Origin of the sequence: Streptomyces sp. NPDC007205 (assembly GCF_040634095.1) — a bacterium.
In the GTDB taxonomy this organism is placed as follows: Bacteria; Actinomycetota; Actinomycetes; order Streptomycetales; family Streptomycetaceae; genus Streptomyces.
In genome coordinates this window covers 79,089-91,080 of sequence record NZ_JBEYEW010000001.1, presented here as the reverse complement: position 1 = coordinate 91,080, position 11,992 = coordinate 79,089, and the positions used below count along the sequence as shown (strand labels likewise).

8 protein-coding genes are annotated in these 11,992 nt (G+C 73.6%); 4 read left to right on the top strand and 4 right to left on the bottom strand.

Going from position 1 to position 11,992, the window contains the following annotated elements; all coding sequences use genetic code 11:
• Window positions 1-432 precede the first annotated feature (432 nt).
• Genes ABZ624_RS00390 through ABZ624_RS00380 form a run of 3 tightly spaced genes read right to left on the bottom strand, consistent with a single transcriptional unit; the run spans window position 433 to window position 5,431 of the window.
• Window positions 433-1,611 (bottom strand): VWA domain-containing protein, encoded by a 1,179-nt coding sequence (locus ABZ624_RS00390; protein ID WP_360081342.1) that lies wholly within the window; start codon window positions 1,609-1,611, stop codon window positions 433-435.
• Window positions 1,608-4,334, bottom strand: coding sequence for a DUF5682 family protein (locus ABZ624_RS00385; RefSeq protein ID WP_360081341.1), 2,727 nt, complete (start codon window positions 4,332-4,334; stop codon window positions 1,608-1,610). The genes ABZ624_RS00390 and ABZ624_RS00385 overlap by 4 nt, the downstream gene beginning before the upstream one ends.
• On the bottom strand, window positions 4,313-5,431 hold the full coding sequence (locus tag ABZ624_RS00380) for an AAA family ATPase (protein ID WP_360081340.1): 1,119 nt from the start codon (window positions 5,429-5,431) through the stop codon (window positions 4,313-4,315). The genes ABZ624_RS00385 and ABZ624_RS00380 overlap by 22 nt, the downstream gene beginning before the upstream one ends.
• 132 nt (window positions 5,432-5,563) lie before the next feature.
• On the opposite strand from ABZ624_RS00380, the gene ABZ624_RS00375 reads away from it, so the two are divergent.
• Both ABZ624_RS00375 and ABZ624_RS00370 read left to right on the top strand, forming a co-directional pair.
• Window positions 5,564-6,919: an SWIM zinc finger family protein gene (locus tag ABZ624_RS00375; protein ID WP_360081339.1), complete on the top strand. Its 1,356-nt coding sequence runs from the start codon at window positions 5,564-5,566 to the stop codon at window positions 6,917-6,919.
• Window positions 6,920-7,010: 91 nt separating this feature from the next.
• The gene (locus ABZ624_RS00370) at window positions 7,011-8,678 is read left to right on the top strand and encodes a DUF5691 domain-containing protein (RefSeq protein WP_360081338.1); all 1,668 of its coding nucleotides are present in this window, start codon (window positions 7,011-7,013) and stop codon (window positions 8,676-8,678) included.
• Between the two features lie 80 nt (window positions 8,679-8,758).
• Here the strand turns inward: ABZ624_RS00370 and ABZ624_RS00365 are convergent, their stop codons facing one another.
• Window positions 8,759-9,181 (bottom strand): cobalamin B12-binding domain-containing protein, encoded by a 423-nt coding sequence (locus ABZ624_RS00365; RefSeq protein ID WP_360081337.1) that lies wholly within the window; start codon window positions 9,179-9,181, stop codon window positions 8,759-8,761.
• 224 nt (window positions 9,182-9,405) lie between these two features.
• Here ABZ624_RS00365 and ABZ624_RS00360 point away from each other — a divergent pair, with 224 nt between their 5' ends.
• Entirely contained in the window at window positions 9,406-10,257 is an 852-nt protein-coding gene (locus ABZ624_RS00360) for an alpha/beta fold hydrolase (RefSeq protein ID WP_360081336.1), read from the top strand.
• Window positions 10,258-10,465: 208 nt separating this feature from the next.
• Window positions 10,466-11,974, top strand: coding sequence for a M23 family metallopeptidase (locus ABZ624_RS00355; protein ID WP_360081335.1), 1,509 nt, complete (start codon window positions 10,466-10,468; stop codon window positions 11,972-11,974).
• Window positions 11,975-11,992 lie beyond the last annotated feature (18 nt).

Below are 11,992 nucleotides of genomic sequence, written 5' to 3'. Positions count from 1 at the left end.
CGCTTCCGTCCCTATCAGTGATCTCGCGGTTCGTTGGATGCGTGGGCGTGCCGCGAAGGGCAACGTGACGTCCGCTTGTCACAAGGGAGGCGCACACGGTGTCCGAGCGCGCGGCATGTCCGTCTCGCAGGTTATCGCCGCTTGCGGGGGCTCCCTAAATCGAGGGTCACACACGAGCGGTGATACCTGTCACATGATGCCGGTTTTCCTGGCACGCCGTGCCGATGCATGCGGGCCGATCGGGGGATTCGGAGGGATGTGCGAGGCCTCACCGGGCTGAGGCTGACCGGGTGAGGCCTCCGGACGGCCCCGGTGAGACCTCTGGAGGGCCCCGGTGGCGCCGCTCGGAGCGGTCGGGGCGGTAGTCCTGCCTCTTTTCCCTGCCTCTTTTCCCTGCCTCTCCGCCTTGCCTCTCCCTTCCACCGCCCGGCGTCACGCGGTGTCCGGTATCGGCAGCGGCCGTTTTTCGAGCGCTGCGGCCATGACCTCGGGGAACAGGTCGGGCGTGCAGGCGAAGGCCGGTGCGCCGAGCGTGGCGAGCGCCGCCGCGTGCTCCCGGTCGTACGCGGGCGCCCCCTCGTCCGACAGCGCGAGCAGCGCCACGAACTGCACCCCGGACGCCTTCATCGCCGCCACCCGCTTGAGCATCTCGTCACGGATGCCGCCCTCATAGAGGTCGCTGATCAGCACGACCACGGTCTCGGCGGGCCGGCTGATCTGGGACTGGCAGTAGGCGAGCGCCCGGTTGATGTCCGTGCCACCGCCGAGCTGGGTGCCGAAGAGGACGTCGACCGGGTCGTCCAGCTGGTCGGTGAGGTCGACGACCGCCGTGTCGAAGACGACCAGCCGGGTGCTGATCGACCGCATGGAGGCGAGGACCGCGCCGAACACCGACGCGTAGACCACGGACGCGGCCATCGACCCGGACTGGTCGATGCAGAGCACGACCTCCTTCTTCACCGACCGAGCGGCGCGCCCGTATCCGACGAGCCGTTCCGGCACCACCGTGCGGTACTCGGGCAGGTAGTGCTTGAGGTTGGCCGCGATGGTGCGGTTCCAGTCGATGTCGTGGTGGCGTGGGCGGCTGATCCGCGCACTGCGGTCGAGGGCGCCGGTGAGGGTGGCCCGGGTGCGGTTCGAGAGCCGCTTCTCCAGGTCCTCGACGACCTTGCGCACGACCGCGCGCGCCGTCTCCTTCGTCGTCTCCGGCATCGCCTTGTTCAGCGACAGCAGCGTGCCGACCAGGTGCACGTCCGCCTCCACCGCCTCCAGCATCTCCGGCTCCAGCAGCAGCGAGGCGAGGCCGAGCCGGTCGATGGCGTCGCGCTGCATGACCTGGACGACGGACGCCGGGAAGTACGTGCGGATGTCCCCGAGCCAGCGCGCCACGGACGGGGCCGAGGCACCGAGCCCCGCCGAACGCTCACGCCCCGCCTGCGGCTTGTCCCCCTTGCCGTACAGCGCGGCGAGCGTGCCGTCCATCGCCGCGTCCCGTCCGGACAGCGCACATCCGGTGCCGTCGGCCTGGTCACCGCCGAGCACCAGGCGCCACCGTCGCATCCTCTCCCCCGCCGGATCGCCGGAGTCCGCCGACCTCAAGTCGGTCGTCATGCACCCACCTCCGCAAGCCTGTCGTCCTCGCTGGAGCCACACCCGGCCACATCCCGCACGGCCGCCTCGTCCAGGCCGAGCAGCAGCCGCAGCACCGGCAGCACGGCGTCGGCACGCTCGGTGTCCGGCTCAGCGGCGAAGCCGGGCGTCAGGGGCCCGTGGGCCGCCGCCCGGCCGGCCGACGGGTCTCCGGGGCCCCGCCGGAGCAGTTCACCGAGCGTTCTGCGCATCCCCGGCTCATACGCGGCGAAGGTGCGCCGCAGCAGCGGCAGTACACCCGTGAACGCCTCCGCCGGCACCCCGGTCAGCCAGGTGTCCACCAGCCCGAGCAGCCGTTCGTCGTGCACCAGCAGCAGCCCGCCCGCGCCGCCGACGAAGCCCTCGATCCAGGCGGCCGCGTCTGCGGGCGGCGTCCCCGGAGACAACGCGAGCCCCATCAGCCGCGCCGCCTCCTCCGGCCGCAACGCCCCGTCGTCCAGCAACAACCGCGCGGCCCGTCCCCGCAACACACCGGGCACGCTGTCTCGCGACGACAACGTCCGCAGCACGGCCCGCCACCGGTCCCGCAGACCGCCGCGCCCGGCTCCGGAGACGGCACGGGTGGGCGACGGGGATCCGTCCGCGCGAGCGAAGCCGAGGGCGGGGGAAGCGCCTCCACCGGTGCCGGCACGCTGATCTGCGCCCACCGCGGCCGGGCCACCGCCGAGCGCCACCGCTTCTTCAGCGCCCACGCCGGTCCCGCCGCCCTCCTCCCTGCGCGCACCGCCCCGCCCGCCGGCACCCGCCTCCCCACCGGCACCAGCGCGCGGCGTCACCCCCGCACCAGCACCAGCACCAGCACCAGCACCAGCACCAGCACCAGCACCAGCCAGCGTCTCCGACAGCAACCCCACCGCCGAGTGCACGGCGTCCACATGGCCGCGCATCTCCTCCGCGGCGGCGCTGTCGAGGGCGGCGCACGCCGGGGGCAGGCCGACGAAGACGCGTTCGGCGAGGCCCGCGGCGACGCCGGCCAGCGCACCGGTGTCGGTGCCGCGCACGTCGCCGTAGCGCAGGGAGCGGACCAGGGCCGGCAGGGCCTGGGCGAGCTGGCCGACGTCCGTGTCGAGCGCCGCCCGGTCGGCGAGCACCCGCATGACCACGGGCAGGGCGTCCGGCAGACCGGCGAGCAGGCACTGCTCGGCCAGCGCGGTGACGTCGGCCAGGGTGTGCGCGGTCGTCGCGTCCGCCTCGGCCTTGGCCTGCGCCGCCGCCAGTACGGTCGTCCCCCACACGCCCGCCTCGGCGACCCGCACCGACAGCTCCGGCTCCCAGCGCAGCCGCCAGGTCTCCCGGAAGGTGCCCGTGCTCCCCCGTGACCGCGCGGGCTCGCCCCAGCCGACGCCGAGCAGCCGCAGCCGGTGCAGCAGCCTGCTGCGGCCGGTGTCGGTGTCACCCCGCAGGTCCAGTTCCAGTTCGCGTTCCCGCGCCTCCGGTTTGATCCGCAGCGAACGCTGCTGCCGGGCCAGGTCGCGCTGCAGCGGCACCGCCGGCGCCGACTCCGGGACCTCGCCGAGCACGTCCCCGACCACCAGCCGGTCGTGCACCAGCGCCAGCGCCACGTCCGAGCCGTCGCCCATCACCGCGCGCACGGCGTCGGTGGTCTCGCCCAGCCCGGGCAGCGGGCGGCCACGCAGCGCCGCCAGCGTCTCGGCGAGCCGGACGGCCTCGATGACATGAGCGGAGGAGACCATCCGGTCCTCCTCCCGCAGCAGCCGCGCCACCTTGGTCAGCCAGCGCTCGACCGGCCGGTCGGGGGCATGGAACAGATGGCCGTACCAGCCCGGCGAGTCGATGCCCGCGCCGTACCCGCTGGACCGGGCGAGTCTGCGGTGTGTCCATGGCACCCAGGTCAGGTCCGCCTTCACCTTGGGCAGCCCCTTCAGCAGGGCCCGGTCGGCGGCGACGGTGGTCTTCACGCGCAGCGCGGGCACATGCCAGGCCCCGCAGACCACGGCCAGCCCGCCCCCGAACTCCTTGCGCGCCGCACGCAGCCGGAGCCGCATGTGCGCCTCGCGGACCAGGTCCCGGGAGTGCCCGCCGGCGCCGTAACGCTCCCGGAGTGCGCCCATGGCCTCCTCCAGTGCGGCGAACGGGGCGAAGGGGTCCCGCTCGGCCGGGCCCCGGTGCTCGACGACGTCCTCCCACCAGCGTTCGGGGTCGTCGTGTCCGGCGGCTTCGGCGAGTGCGGCGAGCGGGTCGACACGGACCTGTTCGCCGCCGTCCTGCCCGCCTCCGTCCTGCCTGCCGCCGTCCTGCCTGCCGTCGCCGCCCCTGCCATCTTCGGCGCTCTCCGGGACCGCGGCGCACCTCTCCCACGCGAGCGTGTGCGCGGCCGGCAGGTCGATGAAGTGGGCCGGGACGTCCTGTTCGAGGGCCCAGCGGATCGCCACCCATTCCGGGCTGAACTCGGCGAACGGCCAGAACGCCGAGCGGCCTGGCTCGTCCACGGCATGGGCGAGCAGGGCCACGGGAGGACGCAGGTCCGGGTCGGCGGCCAGCGGGATCAGCGCATCGGCCTCGGGCGGGCCCTCGATCAGGACGGCCGCGGGCCGGGCGGCGTCCAGCGCGGCGCGCACGGCGCGGGCGGAGCCGGGGCCGTGGTGCCGCACGCCCAGCAGGAGCGGCCCGGAGTCGCCGGGCTGGGGCCGGCAGGTGCCGGTCACGCGCTCACCTCCCGGCATGCGCGGTAGAAGTCCGTCCATCCCCCGCGCTCGCGGACGACGGTCTCCAGGTACTCCTGCCAGATGACCTTGTCGGCCGCGGGGTCGCGGACCACGGCTCCGAGGATGCCGGCGGCGATGTCGCCCGGGCGCAGCACGCCGTCGCCGAAGTGCACGGACAGGGCGAGGCCGTTGGTGACCACGGAGATCGCCTCAGCCGTGGACAGGGTGCCGCTGGGCGACTTGAGCTTGGTACGGCCGTCGGCGGTGATGCCGTCGCGCAGCTCCCGGAAGACGGTCACCACCCGGCGGATCTCCTCAATGCCCTCGGGCCCGGTCGGCAGGTCGAGGGAGCGGCCGATCTGATCGACCCGGCGGGTGACGATGTCGACCTCGGCGTCGGCGCTCTCCGGCAACGGCAGCACCACGGTGTTGAAGCGGCGGCGCAGCGCGCTGGAGAGGTCGTTGACGCCTCTGTCCCGGTCGTTGGCGGTGGCGATGAGGTTGAAGCCGCGGACCGCCTGGACCTCCTGGCCGAGCTCCGGGACGGGCAGCGTCTTCTCGGACAGGATCGTGATCAGGGTGTCCTGCACATCGGCCGGGATACGGGTCAGCTCCTCGACGCGGGCCGTCATGCCCTCGGCCATGGCCCGCATGACCGGGCTGGGCACGAGGGCGTCACGGCTGGGGCCGTGCGCGAGCAGCTGCGCGTAGTTCCAGCCGTAGCGGATCGCCTCCTCCGGGGTGCCGGCCGTGCCCTGCACGAGCAGGGTGGAATCGCCGCTGACCGCGGCGGCCAGGTGCTCCGACACCCAGGTCTTGGCGGTGCCGGGCACGCCGAGCAGGAGCAGGGCGCGGTCGGTGGCGAGCGTGGTCACGGCGACCTCGATGATCCGGCGCGGGCCCACGTACTTGGGTGTGATCACCGTGCCGTCCGGCAGGGTGCCGCCGAGCAGATACGTCGCCACCGCCCACGGCGACAGCTTCCAGCGGGCCGGGCGCGGGCGGTCGTCCTGAGCGGCGAGCGCGGCGAGTTCGGCGGCGAAGGCGTGCTCGGCGTGCGGTCGCAAGGCGTTCTTGCTCGGTTCGACAGATGTGGCGTCCACGGACACAGACATGGCTGAGGCCCCCTCCAGCTCGGCCGGTTCGGATCTGGCATCCACCGTGCACCACGCCACTGACAATCGCCGTGACCTGCACAAACGCCCACGCCGGACCGATTGTCAGTGGCTGGACCTACCGTCGGAGACATGACTGAGCAGGGGGTGCGCTGGACCGCGGAGCAGGTGTGGGCACTGGCGCCTGACGCCGCGTCACGCAAAGCGGGAGGCAAGCTCGGCACGGCCGGTCCGTGGTCCGAGGTGGGGAGCGGAGAGGGGGCGGTGTGGGGGCTGTGCAAGGGCAGCGGCAGCAGGCCGTATCAGACGGTGGTCGATCTCGCCGACGCGGCGGGACCGGCGTACAAGTGCAGTTGCCCCAGTCGTAAGTTCCCGTGCAAGCACGCGCTCGGGCTGCTCCTGCTGTGGGCAGGCGGCGACGGATCGGTGCCGGCGTCCGCCGGGCCGCCGGACTGGGCCGAGCAGTGGCTCGCGGGCAGACGCAAGCGCGCCGAGAGCAAACCGGCCCGGAGTGAGGGGAGTTCACCGGCCGGGCCCGCCGATCCCGAGGCGGCACGGCGGCGGGCCGAGCGCCGGGCCGAGCGGGTCACCGCGGGCGCGACGGAGCTGGAGCAGCGCCTCGCGGACCTGCTGCGCGGCGGCCTGGCCGCGGCCGAGCAGGCGGGGTACGGCCTGTGGGACGAGACGGCGGCCCGCATGGTCGACGCGCAGGCGCCCGGACTTGCGGCGCGGGTGCGGGAGTTGGGGGCGATACCGGGGTCCGGTGCGGGCTGGCCGGCCCGGCTGCTGGAGGAGTGCGCGCTGCTGCACCTGCTCGACCAGGGCTGGCTGCACCGCGAGCGGCTGCCGGACACCCTCGCGGCCACGGTCCGCTCCCGGCTGGGCCTGCCCGCCACGGCGGACGGCGCGCCGGTCCGCGACCGCTGGCTCGTCCTCGCCCAGTACGACACGGTGGACCCGAAACTGACGACCCGCCGGATATGGCTGCACGGCGCCGCTTCGGGCGGTACCCGGCTGCTGCTGTCCTACGGCGCGGCCGGCCGGGCCCCGGAGCTGTCGCTGCCGGTCGGCCTGGCTCTGGACGCGGAGCTGTCCGCCCATCCGGGCGCCGGTCGGCCCCGGTCCGCGCTGGGCGAGCGGTACGCCGCGCCCGCACCGGCCGCGTTCCGTCCACCGGGCACGACCACGGCCGAGGCGGCGGCCCGGTACGGCGAGGCGCTGCGGGACGACCCCTGGCTGGAGTCGGTCCCGGTGACACTGGACCGGGTGATACCGGTCCCGGACGGCGACCTGTGGCAGCTGGCCGACGCCGACACGGACTCCGCCCTGCCGCTGACCCGGGCCGCCCGCTCCCGCCCCGGCCTGTGGCGGCTGGTCGCCCTGTCCGGTGGCGCCCCGGTCACGGTCTTCGGCGAGTGCGGCCACCGCGGCTTCACACCGCTCACGGCCTGGCCGCAGGGCACGGGCGAGGCGGTGCCGCTGTGCTGACCGGCGTGCCGCCGAGGCGCCGGCGGCCCTCGGACAGACACAGGGGCCTTCGGACACACAGGGTTCGGACATCCACAGGGAAGGGAAGGCGATGAACGGGACCACCTCGGCCGACGCCACCGCGACTGCCGCAAGCTCCTGGGAAGACCTGGTCACCACCGCTCTCCTCGGCACCGACCGGCGCCCACCGGCGCACGCCGTGTCCGGCCGGGAAGCCCCCCTGGCGCTGCTCGACGAGGCCGCCGTGGCGACCGTACGGCGGCGGGCCGGGCTGCGACCCGCCCGGGTAGCCCGCCGACCGGAACCGGCGCCCGGGGATCCCCGCCCGGCCCTGCCCGCCGCGGCGGCCCGCAGACTCGCCACGCTGCTGGCCGACCGCTCCGGCGGCGGGACCGGGGGCCGCCGGGGCAGCTCCCCCGACCTCATGGAGCTGCTCCCCCAGTGGCTCGCGGCGGCCAACGCTCACGGGTACGCGGCACCCGCGCAGGCGCTGCCCGCCCTGCTGGACGCGGCCAGGGGCCGCACGGACCTGCGGCCGGCGGCGCTGGCGTTCGCGGGCCCGCGGGCGCTGTGGCTGGCCCGGCTGAACGCGGACTGGCGCTTCGCCCTGCGCGCGGCCCCCGGCGGCGGCACCGCACTGCCCGGCCCCGGGGACGACGAGGAGGTGCGGCGGCTGTGGCGGGAAGGCCTGTTCGCCGAGCGGGTGGCCCTGCTGGGCGCGCTGCGCGCCGCTGCGCCCGCGTTCGCGCGTGAACTGCTGGCATCGACCTGGCCGACGGAGCGGGCGGAGGACCGGCTGATGTTCCTCGACTCGCTGCGCACGGGCCTGTCCGCCGCGGACGAGCCGTTCCTGGAGCAGGCGTTGGCCGACCGCAGCCGCAATGTGCGGGCGACGGCGGCGGAGCTGCTGTCGGCGCTGCCCGCTTCGGCGCTCGCCACGCGCATGGCCGTACGGGCCGTGGCGTGTGTGGCACTCGACCGCACGGGGAGCTCGCCGGCGATCGCGGTGGAGGCGCCGCTCGAGTGCGACTCCGGCATGGAGCGTGACGGTGTGGTGGCCGCACCTCCCGCCGGCAGAGGGGAACGCTCATGGTGGCTGGCGCAGTTGGTGGAGGCGGCACCGCTCGGCGTCTGGCAAGAGCGGCTCGGCGGCCGGACGGCGCGGGAGATCGTGGCGCTGCCGGTGACGGACGGCTGGCAGGGCGAACTGCACGCGGCCTGGTGCCGGGCGGCTGTGCGGCAGCGGGACGCCGAGTGGTCGAGGGCGCTGCTCGGCTCGCCGTCGGCGCCGGAGGCCGGCGGGCCGGGCGCGGTGTCACTGGCCGAGCGCGCGAAGCTGCTGGCCTCCCTGGAGCCGGCGCAGCGGGCCGCGTGGGTGGCGGGATTCATCGCGACACACGGCCTGTCGGAGGCGTTCCAGCTGCTCGGGGTGTGCGCGGTGCCCTGGGCCCCGCCGCTCGGCCGGGCGGTCGTGGACGCGCTGAACATCGCGCGGGACGCGGGCAGTTACCCATGGAGCTTCAGCGGGGTGATGGGCCTGACGGAGCGCTGCCTGGACCCCGCGGAGGCCACCCGGCTGGAGGGGCTGCTGGCGATACCCGACGAACGGGAGGACGCGGCGCCGGGGGCCGGGGGTTACTGGGCAGAGGCGTTCCAGCGACTGGTCACCACGCTGCGGCTGCGGGCGGAGATGGCCGAGGAACTGATCCCGGCCGGAAGAACGGGCCGGCCCGAGGGCACCCCCTCCGGTCGCGACTGAGGACGCGGCCGTCGGGCCGACCGGGGGCCTGGGGGCGGAGCCCGCAGCGCCACCGGCCCCCGCTCACCGCAACCGTCGGCTCAACCCCCCGACGCGGCCGGCTGACGGACGTTGTTCCGCACCCACTCCACGATCGACGCGGTCGTCGCACCCGGCGTGAAGATCTCCGCGACGCCCTTCTCCTTCAGCGGCGGGATGTCCTCGTCCGGGATGATGCCGCCGCCGAAGACGAGGATGTCCTCGGCGTCGCGCTCCCTGAGCAGGTCGATCACCGCGGCGAACAGCGTGTTGTGCGCGCCGGAGAGGATGGACAGACCGATCGCGTCGGCGTCCTCCTGGATGGCGGTGTCCACGATTTGTTCCGGCGTCTGGTGAAGGCCCGTGTAGATGACCTCCATACCGGCGTCACGCAGGGCACGCGCGATGACCTTGGCCCCGCGATCGTGGCCGTCGAGCCCCGGCTTGGCGACCACCACGCGGATCGGACCGGCTGCCACACCCATCACTGCCTCCATCAAACGACCACGGAAGCGATCGCTTCCGTCCGTAACGACAAGTACCGCACTTTTGGCGCGTTCCGCCACCCGTCGCGAAGTGAACGAACGTTATCTCCAGCATCCCGCAACCGGCAGTTTTACGGTGCGCGGCGAGGGGGAAATCACATGGTGGGACATCAGGGCACACGGGGGCTCGAGCCGACCTCCGGCGTGCCGACAGGAGGTCGGCCATGAAGGTCACCGGGGTACTGCCGCTCTTTCTCCCGCTCTGCCGCCGTCTGTGGCCCGGCAGACTGGCCGGACTCTCGGTGGCGTTGCTGAAGGCGACCGCTCTGGAGGCCGCGATCCTGACCGGCCACCTCCTGCTGTATCCGACCGGCCTCACCCAGGAACGCCGCCACCCCGTCCTGCCCGCCCAGGACGGCACCGCCCAGCTTCCGGTCCGGTCCGGCCCGCCGGTGGTGCTGCTGCACGGCTTCATCGACAACCGTTCGGTGTTCGTGCTGCTGCGCCGCAGCCTCGCCCAGCACGGCAGGCAGCGTGTCATATCGCTCAACTACTCCCCGCTGACCTGTGACATCCGCGCGGCGGCCGAGCTGCTCGGCCGGCACATCGAGGAGATCTGCGAGCGCACCGGCAGCGACCGGGTCGACATCGTGGGGCACAGCCTCGGCGGGCTGATCGCCCGCTACTACGCGCAGTGCCTCGGCGGCGACCTGCGGGTGCGCACGCTGGTCACGCTGGGTACGCCGCACTCGGGGACCAGCGCGGCGCCGCTGGCCAACGCCCATCCGATCGTGCGCCAGATGCGGCCCGGTTCGGGGGTCATCGAGGAACTGGCCCGGCCCGCGCCCGGCTGCCGTACGCGGTTCGTCAGCTTCTGGAGCGACCTGGACTCCGTGATGGTCCCGCTGGAGACGGCCTGTCTCGAGCACCCCGACCTCGACACGCAGAACGTCCGGGTGACCGGCATCGGGCATCTCGCCCTGCCCGTGCACCCGGCCGTCGCGGCCGGAATACGCACGGCACTCGACACCCCGCACCCGGCGGACCGGGTCGCCGACGGTCTGACGGTGGCGTGACACCGACGCACAGGTGACAAACGGCCATCCCACGTCGAACACCAATCGAACCCTGGGCCAAACTCGTGTCCGGCACCCCCCGAAACACCGCCGAATGCCCGTTAACCGCCAACGCGAAACCAGCCGAAGATTGTCGCGCCCAGGTACCGGCGGGTACAGTCGCCGCACTGCTCTGGCAGCCCCTGTTGTCGAGGCGAAAGAGAAGTTGGTGAACGACCGTCACCCGTCGGGGACCATGACCACCCCGGCCCCGGCTTCCGACGCCTCCGCCGCGCACTACGCGGCGTACGGGACACATGAAGCCCCCTACGGCGACCTCACCACGTACGGCGGCTACGGCGCCAGCGGTTTTCCGGACGGCACCGGCTCCTTCTCCACCGACCCGCTCTTCGGCGGCCTGCCCGGCCAGCAGACCAGCAGCGCGTACGAGACCGGGCAGTGGCAGACCGGCCAGAGCCTGAACTACGACCCCTACGCGGCCCAGCACCACGCCGCCTACGACTCCGGTGTCTACGACACCACCGCCTGGACGGTCCCCGCCCAGGCGACCGGCAATGACATAAGTGGCCAGTGGGATGCGAGCGCCTGGCTGCAACCCGACCAGTCCGGTGGGGCCGACCCGACCCAGCAGTGGGAGTGGGGCACCCAGACCTTCGAGACGGGCGCGCACGACGCCACCCGGTGGAACTCCGGCGGCCAGGGCGCGACGGCGGAGCCGGACCAGTCTGGCGAACCGTTCGGCCAGCAGGCCACCGCCCTCTTCGAGCAGGCCGGCGAGCAGGTCACGGCCTTCGGGCAGGTGCCGTATCAGCACGAGGCGCCGTACGAGGACACCGCCTTCGCCGGACAGCGTTCCGCGGACTCCGCGAACGACGAGCCGGACGGTACGGGTGAACTGCCCGCGGTGACCGGCCTGCTGGACGACCAGGAAGAGACCACCCCCGCGTCCGCGACCCGCGCCGGCTCACGCAGCGCCGCGCGCTCCCGCCGTCGTACACCCGCCAAGCGCTCAGCGCTGCTGACCGTCGCCGTGCCCTCGGCCTGTGTGATGGGGGTCGCAGGGATCGCCGCCGCCTCGGTCGGCACCCTGACCGACGGCGGTGGCAAGGACACCACGGCCTCCGCCTCGGACGCGCACGCGGTCAAGCCGTCGGTCGCCAACAGCAAGCTGGACAGCCAGCTCCGGACGCTGTCCGCCGGTGCCGACGACTTCGCCGACCGGGCGAGCCGGACGCAGGAGCGGATCGACCTCAAGAACCAGCAGGAGCTGGAGAAGAAGAAGGCCGCGGCTCAGGCCGCACTCAAGGAGCGGCTGCGCCCGAAGTTCGTGCTGCCGGTCACGCAGAGGGGGCTCAGCGCCTACTTCGGCCAGGCGGGCGTGAACTGGATGTCGGTGCACACGGGCATCGACTTCCCCGTCTCCTACGGCACCACGGTGATGGCCGCCACCGACGGCGTCGTCTCCACGAAGTGGAACAGCGCCTACGGGAACATGATGATCGTGACGGCGAAGGACGGCACGGAGACCTGGTACTGCCACCTCTCCGGCTACCGCGTCGATTCCGGTACGACCGTCAAGGCCGGCCAGCCGATCGCCTACTCCGGCAACTCCGGCAACTCCACCGGTCCGCACCTGCACTTCGAGGTACGGCCTGCGGGCGGGGATGCCATAGACCCGCTGCCGTGGCTGAGGAGCCACGGACTCGATCCGACCTGAGCATCCAGTGGGCCCTCG